At 31.2% G+C, this 17,655-nt stretch carries 19 protein-coding genes; 8 read left to right on the top strand and 11 right to left on the bottom strand.

Going from position 1 to position 17,655, the window contains the following annotated elements; all coding sequences use genetic code 11:
- The 3 genes from SM9_RS02665 to larE are packed head-to-tail and all read left to right on the top strand — an operon-like array spanning position 1 to position 2,874.
- On the top strand, positions 1-1,206 hold the full coding sequence (locus SM9_RS02665; RefSeq protein ID WP_058738665.1) for a YcaO-related McrA-glycine thioamidation protein: 1,206 nt from the start codon (positions 1-3) through the stop codon (positions 1,204-1,206).
- 4 nt (positions 1,207-1,210) lie between these two features.
- On the top strand, positions 1,211-1,864 hold the full coding sequence (locus SM9_RS02660; protein WP_058738664.1) for a TfuA-related McrA-glycine thioamidation protein: 654 nt from the start codon (positions 1,211-1,213) through the stop codon (positions 1,862-1,864).
- A complete protein-coding gene (gene larE, locus SM9_RS02655) occupies positions 1,861-2,874 on the top strand; it encodes an ATP-dependent sacrificial sulfur transferase LarE (RefSeq protein ID WP_058738663.1) in 1,014 nt (337 codons plus the stop codon). The genes SM9_RS02660 and larE overlap by 4 nt, the downstream gene beginning before the upstream one ends.
- 29 nt (positions 2,875-2,903) lie before the next feature.
- On the opposite strand, the gene SM9_RS02650 is transcribed toward larE, so the two are convergent.
- From SM9_RS02650 to SM9_RS02635, 4 genes are read right to left on the bottom strand one after another with little or no spacing between them, the layout of a single operon-like run.
- On the bottom strand, positions 2,904-3,365 hold the full coding sequence (locus SM9_RS02650; protein WP_058738662.1) for a hypothetical protein: 462 nt from the start codon (positions 3,363-3,365) through the stop codon (positions 2,904-2,906).
- Between the two features lie 10 nt (positions 3,366-3,375).
- Complete coding sequence (locus tag SM9_RS02645) at positions 3,376-4,215, bottom strand: CBS domain-containing protein (protein WP_058738661.1); 840 nt, start codon at positions 4,213-4,215, stop codon at positions 3,376-3,378.
- Between the two features lie 42 nt (positions 4,216-4,257).
- On the bottom strand, positions 4,258-4,680 hold the full coding sequence (locus SM9_RS02640; RefSeq protein WP_058738660.1) for a universal stress protein: 423 nt from the start codon (positions 4,678-4,680) through the stop codon (positions 4,258-4,260).
- 45 nt (positions 4,681-4,725) lie between these two features.
- Positions 4,726-5,865: an amidohydrolase family protein gene (locus SM9_RS02635; protein ID WP_058738659.1), complete on the bottom strand. Its 1,140-nt coding sequence runs from the start codon at positions 5,863-5,865 to the stop codon at positions 4,726-4,728.
- A 105-nt stretch (positions 5,866-5,970) separates the two neighbouring features.
- Here SM9_RS02635 and SM9_RS02630 point away from each other — a divergent pair, with 105 nt between their 5' ends.
- Together SM9_RS02630 and SM9_RS11900 are read left to right on the top strand one after the other, a co-directional pair.
- Positions 5,971-6,564 carry a hypothetical protein gene (locus tag SM9_RS02630; RefSeq protein WP_058738658.1) on the top strand — a complete coding sequence of 198 codons (594 nt, stop codon included), beginning with the start codon at positions 5,971-5,973 and terminating at the stop codon, positions 6,562-6,564.
- A 78-nt stretch (positions 6,565-6,642) separates the two neighbouring features.
- Positions 6,643-6,858, top strand: coding sequence for a transglutaminase-like domain-containing protein (locus SM9_RS11900; protein WP_157064649.1), 216 nt, complete (start codon positions 6,643-6,645; stop codon positions 6,856-6,858).
- A gap of 63 nt (positions 6,859-6,921) precedes the next feature.
- Here SM9_RS11900 and carB read toward each other — a convergent pair whose 3' ends face one another.
- From carB to nadC, 4 genes are all read right to left on the bottom strand, one after another.
- Positions 6,922-10,098, bottom strand: a complete 3,177-nt coding sequence (carB, locus tag SM9_RS02625; RefSeq protein WP_058738657.1) for a carbamoyl-phosphate synthase large subunit — start codon at positions 10,096-10,098, stop codon at positions 6,922-6,924.
- 21 nt (positions 10,099-10,119) lie between these two features.
- Complete coding sequence (gene carA / locus SM9_RS02620; RefSeq protein ID WP_058738656.1) at positions 10,120-11,202, bottom strand: glutamine-hydrolyzing carbamoyl-phosphate synthase small subunit; 1,083 nt, start codon at positions 11,200-11,202, stop codon at positions 10,120-10,122.
- A gap of 112 nt (positions 11,203-11,314) precedes the next feature.
- Positions 11,315-11,581 carry a hypothetical protein gene (locus SM9_RS02615; protein WP_058738655.1) on the bottom strand — a complete coding sequence of 89 codons (267 nt, stop codon included), beginning with the start codon at positions 11,579-11,581 and terminating at the stop codon, positions 11,315-11,317.
- 126 nt (positions 11,582-11,707) lie between these two features.
- Positions 11,708-12,529 (bottom strand): carboxylating nicotinate-nucleotide diphosphorylase, encoded by an 822-nt coding sequence (nadC, locus tag SM9_RS02610; RefSeq protein WP_058738654.1) that lies wholly within the window; start codon positions 12,527-12,529, stop codon positions 11,708-11,710.
- Positions 12,530-12,605: 76 nt separating this feature from the next.
- Here nadC and rnz point away from each other — a divergent pair, with 76 nt between their 5' ends.
- From rnz to nadA, 3 genes are read left to right on the top strand one after another with little or no spacing between them, the layout of a single operon-like run.
- On the top strand, positions 12,606-13,499 hold the full coding sequence (rnz, locus tag SM9_RS02605; protein WP_058738653.1) for a ribonuclease Z: 894 nt from the start codon (positions 12,606-12,608) through the stop codon (positions 13,497-13,499).
- Position 13,500: 1 nt separating this feature from the next.
- Entirely contained in the window at positions 13,501-14,229 is a 729-nt protein-coding gene (locus SM9_RS02600; RefSeq protein ID WP_058738652.1) for a mechanosensitive ion channel family protein, read from the top strand.
- Between the two features lie 8 nt (positions 14,230-14,237).
- On the top strand, positions 14,238-15,155 hold the full coding sequence (nadA, locus tag SM9_RS02595; RefSeq protein WP_058738651.1) for a quinolinate synthase NadA: 918 nt from the start codon (positions 14,238-14,240) through the stop codon (positions 15,153-15,155).
- A 29-nt stretch (positions 15,156-15,184) separates the two neighbouring features.
- Here the strand turns inward: nadA and SM9_RS02590 are convergent, their stop codons facing one another.
- The 3 genes from SM9_RS02590 to SM9_RS02580 form a co-directional block, all read right to left on the bottom strand.
- On the bottom strand, positions 15,185-16,171 hold the full coding sequence (locus SM9_RS02590) for an alpha/beta fold hydrolase (protein ID WP_058738650.1): 987 nt from the start codon (positions 16,169-16,171) through the stop codon (positions 15,185-15,187).
- A gap of 146 nt (positions 16,172-16,317) precedes the next feature.
- On the bottom strand, positions 16,318-16,590 hold the full coding sequence (locus tag SM9_RS02585) for a DUF5750 family protein (RefSeq protein ID WP_058738649.1): 273 nt from the start codon (positions 16,588-16,590) through the stop codon (positions 16,318-16,320).
- Entirely contained in the window at positions 16,587-17,594 is a 1,008-nt protein-coding gene (locus tag SM9_RS02580; protein WP_058738648.1) for an alpha/beta fold hydrolase, read from the bottom strand. The genes SM9_RS02585 and SM9_RS02580 overlap by 4 nt, the downstream gene beginning before the upstream one ends.
- Positions 17,595-17,655 lie beyond the last annotated feature (61 nt).

Raw genomic sequence — 17,655 nt, 5'->3', positions numbered from 1 at the left:
ATGACATCAAAGGAAATTAAATATTTTAAGGGAACCCACAGAATTATCCCACCTAATGAAACTATCAAAAATAATGAAGAAAAATGTAAAATTGCAGGAATCACGCGTATCACTGAAATTACACATTTGGACAGGATAGGACTTCCTGTTTTTTCGGCTATCCGACCGACTTCACAAGATGGTGCCATTAGTATTTATGGAGGTAAAGGAATAAGCAGCGAACATGCAAAGGCATCTGCCATGATGGAAGGTTTTGAAAGATATTCTGCTGAAAAACAGTGTGAGAATTTAGTTACTGGAACAGTTTCTGAGATTTCTAGTAAAGGAAATACAATCGATGTTGAATCACTTAACCTGCCGAAAGATTTTAAAAAGGAAAATATCGAATTATTTAATCTTGAATGGAATATCTGCCATGACCTAATTAGCGGTGATGATTATTATGTTCCGTCTAACGCAATTTATCACCCCTATGTTTTAGAGGATAATTCATGCAAAAGCCTATTCAAGTCCAACACAAACGGCCTTGCTTCAGGAAATAGTTTAGAAGAAGCGATACTGCACGGTATGTTTGAGGTGATTGAAAGGGATGCATGGAGTATTTTTGAATTAACTCATAAAAACTACAAACAAATTGACCTGGACAGTATTGAAAGTGAAACTGTAAATGATGCCATTTCAAAATTTAGTGAAAATGACATTAAAATCAAACTGATGGATTTTACGGCTGATGTAAATATTCCAACAATAGCTGCATCAGCAGATGATACATTGCTCAAAGATGCTGGACTTTTAACATTAGGTATTGGGACACATTTGGATCCGGAAGTTGCAGTTCTAAGGGCATTGACTGAAGTAGCTCAAAGCAGAGCAACCCAAATTCATGGAGCTCGTGAAGATACTGTTAGAGCAGATTTTGCAAGAACTGCCGGATATGAACGTATGAAACGTATCAATAAATATTATTTCCAAGAAGAAGATGAAAAAATTAGATTAAGCGATATTGAAAACAGAAGTACTGATTCCATCACTAAAGATATAGATATCGTTTTAGATGAATTGAAAAGCAATGAAATAGAACATGTGCTGTATTATGATTTGACACGTCCTGAGCTTAATGTCAATGTTGTAAGAGTTATCATTCCTACCATGGAGCTATATTCCATTGACCCGAGCCGTGCAGGATACAGATTTTTAAGAGTATGATTACATGGTTAAAATTATTATTTATACTGGATTGTCACTTTCATTTGATGAGGCAAAAGAAATTCTTGACTCACATGATGATGTTGAGGTAATTTATAAAAGGCCCATCAAAAGAGGGGATTTAGGCCATGACATCAAAGAAAATCCCGATATCATTGGAATAATTGACGGAGTATTCCATCAAAATTCATCTGTTGGACATAAGGAAATATTAAATGTTATCAATAAAGGAATTACAGTAGTTGGTGCATCCAGCATGGGTGCTTTAAGAGCATCTGAACTGGATACATTAGGAATGACAGGTATAGGTTATGTTTATGAACAGTATGCAACAGGAAAAGTTGCATCAGATGATGATGTGGCAGTTATGCTTGACAGCGAAACCCTGGAAGCATTATCTGAACCATTGATTAATATGGAATATGTTTTTGAAAATGCTGTCAGTGAAAACATCATAACAGAAAATCAAAAAGATGAATTGATAAAAATAGCCAAATCTACATTTTATCCAAAAAGAAATTATTCACAAACTTTGAATAGTTCTTCTTTAGATGATGAAACAAAAAGTAAGTTAATTGATTTTATTCGCAGGTCTGTTGACATTAAAAAAGAAGATGCTAAAGAATTAATTACATATATTGCCAATATGATAAAATGAATTTAGAAGATAAAATAAATATTGTTAAAGATATTTTAAAAGATAAAAAAGTGGCAATAGGATTTTCCGGTGGTGCAGACAGCACTTTAATAGCTTATCTTGCATCAAAGGTAAGCAAAGATGTTCTGGCAATAACTATTGATAATCATCTGTTTCCAGAAAATTTTCTTAAACACACCAAGGACATGACCTCTGAATTCGGAGTAAAACACCACATTATCGATATTAATTTTTACGAAAATGAAGAATTTTTAAGGAATTTGAAAAGCAGATGCCATTCCTGTCGAAATTTAATGTATGAAAAGATTAAAAGATATGCTCTGGAAAATGGCTTTGACTATATCTGCGATGGAAATAACATTAGCGATTTGGTTGCAGACCGACCAGGTATTCTGATAACTTATGGAATGGAATTTAACACACCATTAATTGAAGCTAAATTAACTTCAAAAGAAATTCATGAATATCTTGAAAAAAATAATATACCATATTCAAGATCAACAACATGCCTTGCCACAAGAATTCCAACAAACACAAAAATCACAAAGGACAAAATTGAAAAAATTAAAAAAAGTGAAAAAATTCTATCCAAAATAAGTGGATGTGAATTAGTGAAAGTTAGGAATTTTAATAAAGTTAGTGTATGTGAAATAAATAACTTTTCTAAAATTATTAATAACAATTCATTTAATGAACTCAATAATCAATTAAAATTAGTTGGGTATGAAAAAGTTTGTCTAAATTTATCACCTCTTGATGATAATGAAGAAATAATTTTACAATATAAATCAAATCAATTCCAATACCAGTTACCATTCACAATAGATATTGAAAATACAAAAAAGCATCTCAAAAAAAATATTATTCATGAAAAAAATCAGAACAGGTTAAAACTGGAAAAAATAATCATAAATAGAAACGGTCTGATTGAGGGATATGATTTAAAAAATTACGATGATGCACTATTTGAATTTATGAACGTACTGCCAAAAATTAGAAGAAATGTTTAATTTAAGAAAAAGTAAAAAAAATCAAGAAATTATTTATTTTGCATTTCGAGATATTTCTTTAAAACAATGTCTGGCGTTTCTATAACTTTATCATAACTCTCAGTGAAAGGAGTTTTTTCATCATCATCAATTGAATTTCTAAGGCCTTTTAAAGATAAAGTTTTACCATCTATTTTAAATCCAATATCATCCGCCTGAACTTCAATTAAATTAATTTCAATTTCAGAAGCCTTTTCCAGACTATTGTCCGCTTGAACTTCGTATTTTATATTTAAATTTTTGTGAGGAGTTAGCTCATTAATAGTTCTTTTAATAACAGATTCGAAAAGTTCCAAGAATTTAACAGCAGGAGGCATGTCATTCGCCCACCAATATGTAAGAACAGAGTTCAAAACAATATGGTGTTCACTATAATCATCTCTCCATCTAGCCCTAACACCAACAGAACTGTCATCGACAATCTTAATAACTAAAACTGGACTAACTGCCATCGTATCACAATTATTCAACTAAAGCTTTAATTAAGTCACTAGCTCTGACAAGACCTACTAAATCTCCTTCAACACCAATGACCGGAATTTGCTCAATATGTAATGTTTTCATTTTTTTAGCACAATCACAAACTTTTGTTTTTGAGTTAGCTACTTCAACATTACCCACAGCAACATCACTTACAACTTTATCAGTGAATTTTAAATGATTTTTTTCAATGTATAAAACAGAAGTACTGTCCCAAGACCATTTGTCTCCTTCAGTACCAACTGTAGAACTGTGTTCACTTCTTTCAGAAATAATTTCACTTTCTGCAATGAAATCAGTTTCAGTTAAAATTCCAGATAATTGTGAATCATCATCTAATGCTAAAATTGATTTGAGACCAAATTGTTTCATTGATTCAAAAGCAACGTTTAGAGGAGTTTTTTCCCATGTAGTAGGAACAGTAGTGATCATATAATTTTCAACAGCATCATCGATGTCAAGTTTTGTTAACGCTTGAGACACTAAATCAAATGAAGTGATAATACCAACCAATTCCCCATCATCATTTACGACAGGAACTCTTCTAACATCATTATCAATCATTTTTTTAGCAACATCTTTAACATCTTCATCAGGACTTGCAATAATTAGATTTCTACTCATCAACATTGCTATTTGTTCTTCATCAGGATTATTGATTAAATCAGAACGGGTTACAACACCAACTAATTTATTATCTTCTTCTTTAACTACAGGAAGAACAGCTTTATTTTCTTTTCTCATCAAGTCTAAAACTTTTTCTCTGCTACCAGGAACAGAAACACTAACTACTTTTTTAGACATTACTCTTTTTACTAACATTAAAAACACCTCATGCAGTATTTACATGAAAAATTATAATAATTAATGTACAACTAAAACAGGACATTTAGCAGTGTTAACAACCTTATCACTAACACTACCAAGAATAAATCTATCAAAACCAGATTTACCAGAACTACCAATAACGATTAAATCAATATCCTCTTCAGCAGCAACATCCAATATGACTTTAGCTGGAGAACCTTCTCTAATAACTGAGGATATTTTAACACCTTCTTCATTCATGTCTTCAAATTCTTTTAGATCTTCTTTACAACGATCAGTTAATATTTGATTTAATTGTTCTACTTCTTCGTTTAAGGAAATTCCATTAATAAAATGATTTTCAGATACGCTTAATGCAACAATCTCAGCTCCACTAACTTTAGCTAAGAATAATGCATGTAATTCAGCTTTTCTTGCAAATTCAGACCCATCTGTAGGGACTAAAATCTTCGTGTACATATTTACATCTCCAATAATATATGATTCTATATGTTCAATATATTATTAATTTATATATCTGTCAATAGTATATAATATATTTTTTGTTTCTGAACGATTTATTATAGATAAATGAGGATTTTTAGAAAAATGTTTTATAACATTGAACTGGGCAACCTGACCGACATCAATGCAAGATTTGTTGAAATCATAAAGACAAGCATTAGTTGTTGCCATTTTTAATAGTTCACAGGGACTTAAATAATTTTTATAAGTAACAGACATTAATTTAAGAGTAAATTCTAGTTCTCTAAACATATTAGGAGAATTAAGCATCAAATTGTCTGTTCCCAAAATTGGTTTTATGCCCAACTTCAGCATTTCATTTAAAGGCGCGATTCCAACATTCAAAGTGGCATTAGCTCTCGGACAGACAACAACGTTAGCCTTTGAATTTTTAATTAATTCCAAATCATTATTTTTTGGATTGGTACAATGCACCAATTGATTGAAATTAGAATTGACACCACGCTCAATTTCAGTTTGGCCACATTTATCCAATGATTCGATTTGTGTAGATTCTGACTCTGCAACATGAATGGATGAAATTTTACCTGCTTTTCTGCATTCTTCAACAATTAAATTAGCAACATCATCAGTTATTTCACCAAAACCACTTGGAGCAATACCATCGGCCAATTTTAATAATTTATGAATTGCTTTTTTAACTTTTGACAAGTCAGGATCATCACCATAAAAACTATCATCACGGCCAAGAATTATTGGTGTGATTGGAATATCTTTTGAAGCCTCTTTCAGTAATTTAACTCCTTTAATTCCCCCTTCCCTATAGTCGATGAAGTGAGAAATACCTGATTCGGCCATCTCCAACATTGATGATTTCATTGCCTCGATAATATCATCATCGCCAGCAGATGCTAAAGCACGATGTTTAACTCCATTGGGAGGTTTTACCATTTCACCCAAAGACAATCCATACCCTTCATCCTTAATAATTGAATCTCCAATATGAGTATGGCCATTTAAAAAAGAAGGACATACAATTGCGCCATCAACATCAATTAGCCTACCTTCTTTGGAATCTTTAGAAATATTTATGATAATGCCATCATCCACTGTTATATTTGATTTAACTGGTTCTAAATTTAATCCCCTTAAAATTATCCCATTAGTTATAGTAAACATTAAAAAGAAGTTTTTAATTGAAAATATTTAAATGTTATGGGAATTTAAAAAAATATATTAATTAACAAGATACATAAATAATGTTTACCATCAAAAATTAACGAGATGATTAAAATTAACTCCCAGGAAATTAGGTATTTTTACAGAAATATTGTTAAAAGCGGTAATGTATACCGTATCAAATATAACAATAAAGATTATGGTGAGTTTAAAAAATTATCTGATGCATTATATGAAAGAGATGCACTATTCTACTGTAATTTCGATTATGATTTGCTTGTAGAATGTGACCTTGAAAACAAATATGAAAATATGACACTACCACCATTTCCCGAAAAAAGGTCAAAAGGAAGGATTAAAGGAATAAAAGTAAACAAAAAGGAACGTGAAGGAGAAATTCTTTTTGACCACAAAAAAAGAGGATTTTACATCCAAAAGGGAGAAACCATCTTTGGATATTATGCTTCAATGACAGAAGCCTATTATTATAAAAAGATTTTAATGGAAAACAATTGGGATGAAAATGCAATAAAAAGCAAAATCACACTTAGAATTGAAATTAACAAAAAACTTGACTTGAATAAAGAGTATGAAGTTAAACTAAATTATTGTCCCAACTGCAGAAGCAAATTAAAAATTAACCAGGAAGACTGTCCGTCATGTGGTATTAATATTAAAGAATACCTATATTCAAATTAATTTATGATACTAAATATGGTGCTATAGAAACATTACATCACAAAACTGGAAATTGTGTTGATCTATCACATTTATCAATTGCTTTATAGGCGAGGTCTTCCTGCAAGATATGTGCACAGAACTTGCATATTTAATAATGGGGACACTGGCGGCCATGTATGGACACAAGTATTAATAGATGGTATTTGGATCGTTAGTGATTCAATTAATCGCAGAAACTCATTGGGCGAAGTTGTTAATTGGAATAACAATAATTATAAACTTCAAGGATATTATTCATCCATTTATTTCTAATTAACTTCGTTTTTATTGGTAATGTAAAAATAGCTTAAAAAAAAAGAAATTAATGAAGAAAGATTATTCTTCACCATTATATTCATTTAAAGATTTGACATTGATTTCACTATTTTGAACAGCTTCAATAGCATTCAATGCTGCTCTTGCACCAGATAATGTGGTGACATATGGAATACCAAGTTCAATAGCTAAACGTCTGATGATGTATCCATCTTTAGCAGATTGTTTTCCTTCAGAAGTGTTAATAATCAAATCAATCTCTTTGTTTAAAATTGCATCCCTGATATTAGGGGATCCTTCAGATACCTTTTTGACTTTTTCAACATTATCAAGTCCGGTTGCATCACCGGTTCCTGAAGTAGCGACAATTTTAAATCCTAATGTATCGGCTTTCTCAGCAATAGCTCTGATTTTTTTCTTGTCATCTTCTTTTACGCTGATGAATATTTTACCTTCTTTTGGTAAATCCATTCCTGCTGAGAGCTGTGATTTATAGAATGCCATTCCAAAGCTTTCATCGATACCGATACTTTCACCAGTAGATTTCATTTCAGGACCTAACACAGTGTCGGATTCAGGCAATTTCAAGAATGGGAATACTGATTCTTTAACAGCAACATGGTCAATCTTAATTTCTTTTGTTAAATCAAAGTCTTTGAGTTTAGCACCATTCATAATCCATGTAGCTACTTTTGCCAATGGTACACCAATAGCTTTACTTACAAATGGAACAGTTCTACTTGCACGAGGGTTTGCTTCAATAATGTAAACCATTTCTTCGTCAAGTTTAACTGCATATTGAATATTCATTAAACCTTTAACATCTAATTCCAAAGCCAATTTTCTTGAATTTTCACGAATAGTATTTAAAATATGTTCTGGAACAGTTTGCGGCGGAATTACACATGCAGAATCTCCTGAGTGAACACCTGCTTCCTCAATATGTTCCATAATTCCTGCAATAAATACATCCTCACCATCACATAAAATATCCACATCCAATTCGATTGCATCTTCTAAGAATTTATCGACAAGAATTGGGTGTTCTGGTGAAACTTTTACGGCTTCTTTCATATATTCTTCAAGCTCATGGTTATCATAAACAATTTCCATAGCTCTTCCACCAATAACATATGATGGACGTACGAGTACCGGGAATGTAATTTTTTCTGCAATTTCACGAGCTTCTTCAAATGAGTTTGCGGTTCCATATGGTGCTTGATGGATATGTAACTTTTCCAATAACTCTGCAAACAATTCTCTGTCTTCTACCCTATCGATACTTTCATATGGAGTACCCAATATTTTTACTCCTGCATTTGCAAGAGGTACTGCCAAGTTAATAGAAGTTTGTCCACCAAATTGTACAATTACACCATCAGGTTTTTCCTGGTCAATTACCCCCATCACATCCTCAAATGTAATTGGTTCAAAGAACAATTTATCGGAAATATCATAATCTGTACTTACGGTTTCAGGGTTGTTGTTGATTAAAATTGTTTCAATACCATCTTCTTTTAATGCTAATGATGAGTGAACACAGCAGTAATCAAATTCTATACCCTGACCAATTCTGATTGGACCTGCACCTAAAATAACAACTTTTTTCTTGGTAGTTGAAGTAAGTTCATTTCCAATATCATAGCTGCTGTAATAATATGGAGTTTTAGCTTCAAATTCAGCAGCACATGTGTCTACCATTTTATATGATTGATTAATATTATATCTTTTAAGTAAATTTCTAATATATTCTTCAGTTTGGCCAGTTAAATTAGCTAATCTTGCATTAGAACAGCCAATTTGTTTTGCTGTTCTTAAATAATTTTCATCATCTAATTTATCGGCAGTTACTTCATTTTCAAAGTTCACTATATTTCTGATTTTATATAAGAAGAATTTATCAATATTAGTCAATTCATGGATTTTATCCAAGTCCATTCCATCTTTAATAGCGGAATAAATTTGGAAATAGATTAAATCAGTTGGATTTGCCAAATCTTGTTCGGTGTATTCAACATATTCAAATCCGTCAAAGCCCATGTCAAGTGATCTGAGTGCTTTTTGGAATGCTTCCTCAAAAGTTCTTCCAATAGCCATTACTTCACCAGTTGCTTTCATTTGAACTCCGACTTCACGGCTAATTCCTTTGAATTTATCAAATGGCCATCTTGGGATTTTTACTACAACATAATCAATAGCCGGTTCAAATGATGCAGGGGTTTCTTTGGTAATGTCATTTCTAATTTCATCCAAAGTCATTCCAAGTGCAACTTTTGATGATATTTTTGCAATCGGATAACCCGTAGCTTTAGATGCGAGTGCACTACTTCTTGATACACGAGGGTTAACCTCAATGACCTTATATTCATCAGTATATGGATTTAATGCAAATTGAATATTACATCCTCCACGAATACCTAATGCTCTGATGATTTTGATTGATGCATCACGCATTTTTTGGATGGTTTCATCACATAAGTTTTGAATTGGAGCAACTACAACACTGTCTCCAGTGTGGATTCCCATAGGGTCAATATTTTCCATGGTACATACAATGATACAGGTATCTTCCTTATCCCTCATTACTTCAAATTCGATTTCTTTCCATCCGAGAACGGATTCATCAATAAGAACCTGATTAATGAAACTCATATCTAACCCATGGTTTGCAATTTCAATTAATTCTTCTTCATTATGGGCAATTCCACCACCAGTTCCACCTAATGTGAATGCCGGCCTTACAATTACAGGATAACCGATTTCTTCAACAGCTTTAAGCGCATCTTCAACACTTTCAACAGCCTGACATTTAGGAATCTCTTCTCCAATTTCATCCATTAAATTAGCAAATAAGTCACGGTCCTCTACATCCTTAATAGTTTGAACATCAGATCCTAAAACTTTAATACCATCCAATAATCCTAAATCTCCAAGACCTGTTGCTATATTTAATCCAGTTTGTCCACCCATGGTTGGTAAAATAGCATCAACTTCTTCTTCTTTTATAATTTTAGCAACAACTTCAGGAGTTAATGGTTCGGTATAAACAGTATCTGCCATGTCAATATCAGTTTGAATAGTAGCGGGATTACTGTTAACAAGTACTGTTTCAATTCCCTCTTCCCTTAGTGATTTACAAGCTTGTGATCCTGAATAATCGAACTCAGCAGCTTGTCCGATTTGAATAGGTCCAGAACCAATAATTAAAACTTTTTTAATATCTTTATCTACTGGCATATGTAATCCTCATTAATTTTTTTAATAATTTTCCATCATTTGGTTAAATTCATCAAAAATACTTCTTGTATCATTTGGACCAGGTCCTGCTTCAGGATGGTACTGTATACAATGTAAAGGCAATTCTTTATGAGAAATACCTTCCGGAGTTCCATCATTTAAGTTAATTTGAGTTAAAACCAAATCAGTTTCATCCAATGACTCTTTATCAATTGTAAATCCATGATTTTGAGATGTTATAAAGACTTTACCAGATTTTAAATCTTTAACTGGTTGATTTTCTCCCCTATGTCCAAATTTCATTTTATAAGATTTAGCTCCAAAAGATTTAGCAATTAACTGTTGACCCATACAAATACCAAATATTGGCAATCTATTGGATAATTTTTTCATGGTTGAAATAGTTTCATATACCCTATCAGGGTTTCCAGGACCAGATGTAATCATTAACCCACTCGGAGAATAATCCAAAATAGTTTTATAATCAGTATCATAAGGGAATAAAACAACTCCAATATCCCTTTCTAAAAAGGAGTTAATGATATTCTTTTTAACACCACAATCAATTAAAGCAACTTTTTTATCACAATCTTCATTGAATACTTTAATTTCTTTAGTGGATACCAAAGGAACTATATCTTTATCCTCAATGCTTGGTTGTGATTTTGCCATTTCAATTAATTTATCATCAGCTATATCTTCAGTAGTGATAGCTGCTTTAAGAGAACCTCTTTCACGAATTTTTAAAGTTAAATCCCTCGTATCAACACCAGTAATTCCAGGTGTTTTAAATTCTTTTAAAAATTCATCCAAAGTTTTTTGAGGTCCGAAATTTGATAATTCACGACAAACCTCCCGACACACAAATCCTTCAACCTGAATATTATCAGATTGATACCACTCTTCACTTACCCCATGATTTCCTTCCAAAGGATAAGTTGACATTAAAATTTCTCCTTTAAAAGAAGGATCAGTTAAAGATTCAGTATAACCACCCATACCTGTTGAAAAAACAAGTTCTCCTAATTTAGTAGTTTCATAACCAAATCCTTCCCCTTTAATAACAGTTCCATCTTCTAAAGCCAATTTAGCTATTTTTACCATTAAATCACCATTTATAAGAAAAATATAAATTATTATCTATCTCTATTATATATCTTTTACAATATTATTAAAAGTTTGTTTTTTTAAAAGAATAATGGTAATTAATGAAAAATCATTCAAGATATTCAAGAACATTAATTCCATTTTCGGTAAGTTCATACAACCTACCTTTTCTAACATTAGGAGTAGAACAAACGACAAGATTATGTTTCCTTAAATCTGCCAACAGGTTAGAAATATGATTAGTTCTAACATTCAATGCTACACCAATTTCTTTTGGAGTTTTCAATCCATAATTAAGATATTCAATAATATTTTTTCTATGATTTGATGCCTTAACATAGGCAACCAATTCTAAAAAATCACCATCAGCAGTCATATAAACATATTTATCAAAAGATAATGGTATGAATATACACTATATAGCACACAATTGACATAATATTAACAAAATCTTAACACACATGCCCAAAAAATATTAAATTTTTTAAAAAATGAAACTCAATTATTTAATTTTAAGGCTGAAGTCAAGACTTCTTGAGGAATGAGTCAGTGCACCAATTGAAATAATATCTACACCCAAATCAACATAATCCAATATATTATCCTGATTAATTCCACCAGATATTTCAATTAATGAATTATTACGTATATTTCTATTTTTCAGTTCTTTAATGACTTCGCTTACAGCCAAAGCATCCATATTATCCAGCATGACAATATCTGCTTTATTTTCAACACACAATATTGCATCTTCCAAACTTTCCACTTCTATTTCTATCTTTTTAGAAAAGCTTACATTTTCCTGTGCTTTTTTAAGTGCTTTTATAGGAGATCCAACTACTGCAATATGATTATCCTTAATTAGAACCATATCATCAAGACTAAATCTGTGAGTATCAGCACCACCAATTTCTAAAGCCATTTTATCAAATTTACCAATAGCCGGCTGGGTTTTACGAGTACCTGCAATTATAACTTTTCCATCAACAAGATTAACATATTGATTGGCTGCACTAGCCACACCACTCATGCGCATTAATAGATTAAGTGCAGTTCTCTCAACCAATAAAATGTCCCTTGCATTACCTCTAAGAGACATTAATAAATCGCCTTTTTTAATCCCACAACCATCATTTAAATGAAATATAACTCTAACATCTTTTGATTCAAATAATTGTTTTGCCACGTCGATACCTGCTAAAATACCATCATCTTTTGAAACGATATATGCATTAACTTCTTCATTTTTATCAATGACACTGTTGGAAGTCACATCACCAAAACCTTCATCTTCTTCAAGCATATATTCAAGTATTTTATCCAAAAAATCACCTTAAAAAAATTTAATATATCATATGAAATATATATTTAAAATACAATATAAAATAAGTGATTATATTATGGAAATTACATTTTTAGGAACCTCTTCAGCAGTACATTCATATAAAAGAAGTCACCCTTCAATAGCTTTAAAGGCTTTTGGGGAAACAATGTTATTTGATTGTGGTGAAGGAACACAAAGACAACTGATTTATGCAAAAATAAGTCCTATGAAGATTTCAAAGATTTTCATTACACATTTTCATGGAGACCACATATTAGGCATTCCTGGGCTATTGCAGTCAATGAATTTTAGAGGGCGCGAAACTAAATTAACAATATATGGGCCAAAAGGTTTAGATAACCTGCAACAAGCAATAGCTAACTTGGGTTTTCCCAATTTTGATTTTCCCCTAGAATGGATTGAAATTGATAGTGGAACAATTGTAGAAACTGAGGAGTATGTTGTTAAAGCCCAAAGAGTAAAGCATAATACCCTAACTTTAGCATATTCTGTTGAAGAGATAAAAAAACCAAGATTTTTACGTGAAAAAGCAATTGAATTAGGTGTTCCTGTGGGTCCTGCTTTCGGAAAACTTCATAATGGAGTTCCTGTTGAAATCAATGGAAATATTATAAAACCTGAACAGGTTTTAGGACCTCCACGAAAAGGCAATAAACTAACATATTCCGGCGATACAATGCCTTGTGAAGAATTGATTGATTTTGCACGCGATTCAACACTATTAATACATGAATCAACATACAAAGATGAAGACAAGGACAAAGCAGAATTACATTCCCATTCAACTTCAGTCGATGCGGCAAATATTGCGCTTTATTCCAATTCAAAAGAATTAATATTAACTCACATAAGTACACGATATAAGGATATTAAAGATTTGCTTGGCGAAGCAAAAGAAGTTTTTGAAAATACAAAAATAGCTGAAGATTTAATGAAAGTGGAGTTATAATATGGATATTCCAACAGATCCCATATGGGCAATATGTAAAATAATAATAATTATAATCATAACAACCATCATATCTCGAGTTATTACCAATATATTAAATAATATCGAACGTTTTAAAGATGACATGACTGGAATATATCTTATAAGAGACATTATCGTATATATCATTTATTTTATAGCATTGATGGACATATTACAACTTTTTGGAATTAATTTATATGGAACATTATTAAGTTTAGGTATTGTAGGTATTGCAGTGAGCCTTGCTGCAAAAGATTTGATATCCAACCTCTTTTCTGGAATAATTCTGATTATCGGTAAAAGTATCAAGGTAGGCGACACGATAGAATTAAATAAAACAAAAGGAGTTATTGAAAAGATTCATTTAAGAACCACATCCATAAAGGATGATGATGGAATTGTCAGTACTATACCTAACTCCATTTTAACGAATAATCTATTTAAACTGTATAAGGCTCCTGAAAAATATCGTGTGGATATTATAGCAGGATTGCCTTTGAATATTGATTTGGATGAATTTACCCCATACATTATTGAAAAAATTGAAAAATTAGATGGTGTTTTGGATAAACCCAAACCAAGAATATTTGCAAAAGAAATAACTTTTGAGCAAACAATCATTAAAGTATCCTTTTGGATAAAAGAATTTAATAATAAAGATGATTATAAATTAATTATTATAAACGAAATAAGAAAATTTATTGAATAGGTGTAACTATGAGCAGCCCATTACATGAAGAAATAAAGCAGTTGAAAGAAGAAAAGAATGCAATAATTCTTGCACATAACTATCAACCGAAAGAAATTCAAGAAATCGCTGATTTTTTAGGTGATTCATTGGAATTATGTATTAAAGCATCTGAAATTGATGATAAGGATTTAGTAGTATTCTGTGGCGTAGACTTTATGGCAGAAACTGCATACATTTTAAATCCTGATAAAAAAATTGTCATTCCTGATTTAGAAGCAGAATGTCCTATGGCACACATGTTGCCTGAAGAAGAGTTAATAAAAGCTAAAAAAGAACATCCTGATGCAGGAGTCATTCTTTATGTAAACAGTATTGCTGAGTCAAAACAACATGCGGATACACTATGTACCTCCGCAAATGCAGTAAAAGTAACCGAGAGCCTACCTCATGAAAAAATCCTATTTGGACCCGACAATAACTTGGGAAAACATGTTCAAAAAAGAGTGGATAAGGAAATAATTCCTGTTCCAAAAGGCGGTCACTGTTATGTTCATAAATTATTCCATGTTGAAGATGTTGAGCTTAAAAGAAAAGAGCATCCTAATGCAATCATAATCTGCCATCCTGAATGTAATGATGATGTTCAGGAGGCATGTGATGAAACGCTGTCCACAGGAGGAATGCTGAAATTCATTGCTGAAAGTGATGCTGAGGAATTTGTGATTGGAACAGAAGTAGATATGATTACAAGACTTAACAGTGAAATTCCGGGCAAAAAATTATACCCATTACTTGAAGGTGCAATCTGTGAAACAATGAAACTTCATACATTGGAAAAAGTAAGAGATGCACTTAAAAATGAAGCACCGGAAGTTGTTGTACCTGAAGATGTTGCAAGCAAATCACTTAAGGCAGTTCAGCATATGCTTGATGCATCAAAATAGCTAGTTTTACTAGCTTAAATTTTCTTTTTTTAAACTGAATCAACGAAATTTTTAATATCCTTTTCTATTTTATATAAGTATTCCAATTCATTTGGATTGTATTCAGTATCCAAAAATAAATACTCGGATCCTTCAACTAACTCATGTAAAGGAATTGAATCATATTCCGGAATATAATAGTTATTATTTCCAACACCAATAACAAGCAATTTGCATTTTATCCTATCCAGCAAATTTTCTAAATTAAAAGACAACAAAAAGTCATTGCATACTTTAATATCATGAATATCAAAGAATAAAATCTCATCAGCAAAATTTTCAATTGAAAAATTTATTTCTTCAATGGATAAACTATTAATATAATCATTTGAAAAACTCAAAATATAGTGCAGTTGTGAAACTAAAATCAATACATTAGAAATTGATTCATTATATATATCAGAAAAATATTGTCCGGAGTCTTCAATAATCTGATTAGCTAATTTTGCAAAAATATATTTATTTCCCTGAGATTTATAAGAACTGTTAAAATGAATCACAAAATCCATGTCGTCAGGATAAAAAATAGACCATCCCAATGCTATAAATCCTCCAAAAGAATAACCTACAATTCCCAGCAACTTCTTAACCTTTGGAAATTTTTCTTTCAATAATTGTTTTTGGAAATTTACCAGATCTTCAATTTCATAATTTGGAAAATCATGATTTAATCCGGAAGTTGATGGCGAACAGGATTCTGGAAAACCCAAAGAAGTAACTGAAATAAAAAAATAATCCTCATTATTAAAACTCTTATCTTCAGATACCAATTCTCCAAAATCAGAAATAGTTGAGTAATTACCCATAAAATTATGACAAAACAAGACCGCATTTACAATATTGCCCTCATCATCATATTTCGGAGTGCCTACAAAGCCATAATCCACTTTTGCATTTTTAATGACAAAACCATTTTTAAATTTAAACTCTTCGAAAAAATGCTGTTCATTTTTTAAAAAATATTTTTCCTTATTCATAAAGTCAACTCCAAAAGTGGATATGTAATAATATTTTGTAGTTTTATAATATATATAATAATAGTAAAAAAATAATGAATGATGACATGTTAATAAAAAGACTTTATTATTTTAATTTTAATTTAATAAAAATCACTAAAAAATGTTCACATATCATCTAAAAAACTAGATAGGAACACGTTCATTTCAATTTCTTCACGAGCGATAAAATCATCTAAACGGATTTTAGCAACTTCACTTTGAAAAGGAAAAACCTCTTTAAAGTAAAGTCTAATTTTTAAAATGCCTTCACCAATAGAAGTTTCCTCATCCAAATTTTCATTTAGAAAATCCATCTGATTTTGTGATAATCCAGAAATTTCATAATCAATGAATGGAATTTCAGCTGTTTCATCAAAATTTGTTATTTTAACTATCATCTAATCACAAATTTCCCCATAAATTTGCTTAATTCATCAGAAATATTTTCAAGTTCATTAAAACATAAATGTCCCAATTCGGAATCCATGACAATCAATTCAGAATTTTTAATCATTTTAGACATTGGAATTCCATCAAGTTCCGGTGGAAAATGAGGATCCTGAGCACATGAAATAATTAAAACACTAGATTCAATTTTATCCAAGTCATTTTCAACATCATAATTCATGCAGGCCTCATTGCAATATTTAACATCATAAATATCCAAAAATTCACTTTCCTCACCGAATTCATCAAAGTTTTGTGACAATTCATCTTTTGGAGTTGCCCTTAAGGCTTCTTTTGAAAGACCAAAATTAAATTCGGCCAAACTGGCGAGCTTTAATGTTCTTTTAAGTGAATCGTTGACAATTCCCTTTTCATAGTTTTCATCAGAAGTGATGATTTCATTGACAAATTTGGATAATATATAATCATGCCCTGCAACCTTATAGCTGCTTACACCAGGCATTATAAATTCCGCAAAATCAGGGTAAAGAATAGCTGAAGTTAAAGCTACAAATCCTCCCATGGAATTTCCAATAATACCTAAAACATGTTTTATATTGAATTTTTCTTCCAAAAATTGTTTTTGGAAATTTACTACATCCTCAATAGAATAAGAGGGAAAATTATTTTTCAAATCTGTTGAAGACGGACTGCATGATCCCGGAGATCCCAGAGCAGACATTGAAATGAAAAAATACTTTTTCTCATCAAATGGTGCTCCATCATGAATTAATGGAAAAATCTTTTTAACTCCAGTGAAATTGCCTAAAGAACCATGGCAATAAATAATTGCATTAGTAATGATGTCATCATCATATTTTGGAGTTCCAAATGTCATATACTCAACATTAACATTTTCAAGAACCTTTCCATTTGAAAATTCAAAAGATTCCATCACATATTCCTGTCTTTTTTCATCGAAATACTCATCTTCACAAATTTTTAATCCCACCATATATAGTTTTCTTGAAATTACTTTTTGAAAACAAAATATTTAAATTAATCTAACCAATGTA

Source organism: Methanobrevibacter millerae (assembly GCF_001477655.1).
Classification (GTDB): domain Archaea; phylum Methanobacteriota; class Methanobacteria; order Methanobacteriales; family Methanobacteriaceae; genus Methanocatella; species Methanocatella millerae_A.
Note: the sequence above shows the minus strand (reverse complement) of the source record. Positions and strands in the feature narration are given on the sequence as shown.

Excerpts from the sequence above, each read along its gene's own strand:
- SM9_RS02585 (WP_058738649.1), bottom strand. The coding sequence starts at position 16,590 with ATGATAGTTAAAATAACAAATTTTGATGAAACAGCTGAAATTCCATTC.
- SM9_RS02650 (WP_058738662.1), bottom strand. The coding sequence starts at position 3,365 with ATGGCAGTTAGTCCAGTTTTAGTTATTAAGATTGTCGATGACAGTTCT.
- SM9_RS02635 (WP_058738659.1), bottom strand. The coding sequence starts at position 5,865 with ATGTTTACTATAACTAATGGGATAATTTTAAGGGGATTAAATTTAGAA.
- SM9_RS02645 (WP_058738661.1), bottom strand. The coding sequence starts at position 4,215 with ATGTTAGTAAAAAGAGTAATGTCTAAAAAAGTAGTTAGTGTTTCTGTT.
- SM9_RS02590 (WP_058738650.1), bottom strand. The coding sequence starts at position 16,171 with ATGAATAAGGAAAAATATTTTTTAAAAAATGAACAGCATTTTTTCGAA.
- SM9_RS02580 (WP_058738648.1), bottom strand. The coding sequence starts at position 17,594 with ATGGTGGGATTAAAAATTTGTGAAGATGAGTATTTCGATGAAAAAAGA.
- SM9_RS02640 (WP_058738660.1), bottom strand. The coding sequence starts at position 4,680 with ATGTACACGAAGATTTTAGTCCCTACAGATGGGTCTGAATTTGCAAGA.
- SM9_RS02630 (WP_058738658.1), top strand. The coding sequence starts at position 5,971 with ATGATTAAAATTAACTCCCAGGAAATTAGGTATTTTTACAGAAATATT.
- carA (WP_058738656.1), bottom strand. The coding sequence starts at position 11,202 with ATGGTAAAAATAGCTAAATTGGCTTTAGAAGATGGAACTGTTATTAAA.
- SM9_RS02665 (WP_058738665.1), top strand. The coding sequence starts at position 1 with ATGACATCAAAGGAAATTAAATATTTTAAGGGAACCCACAGAATTATC.
- SM9_RS02600 (WP_058738652.1), top strand. The coding sequence starts at position 13,501 with ATGGATATTCCAACAGATCCCATATGGGCAATATGTAAAATAATAATA.
- SM9_RS02660 (WP_058738664.1), top strand. The coding sequence starts at position 1,211 with ATGGTTAAAATTATTATTTATACTGGATTGTCACTTTCATTTGATGAG.
- nadA (WP_058738651.1), top strand. The coding sequence starts at position 14,238 with ATGAGCAGCCCATTACATGAAGAAATAAAGCAGTTGAAAGAAGAAAAG.
- SM9_RS02615 (WP_058738655.1), bottom strand. The coding sequence starts at position 11,581 with ATGACTGCTGATGGTGATTTTTTAGAATTGGTTGCCTATGTTAAGGCA.
- carB (WP_058738657.1), bottom strand. The coding sequence starts at position 10,098 with ATGCCAGTAGATAAAGATATTAAAAAAGTTTTAATTATTGGTTCTGGA.
- rnz (WP_058738653.1), top strand. The coding sequence starts at position 12,606 with ATGGAAATTACATTTTTAGGAACCTCTTCAGCAGTACATTCATATAAA.
- larE (WP_058738663.1), top strand. The coding sequence starts at position 1,861 with ATGAATTTAGAAGATAAAATAAATATTGTTAAAGATATTTTAAAAGAT.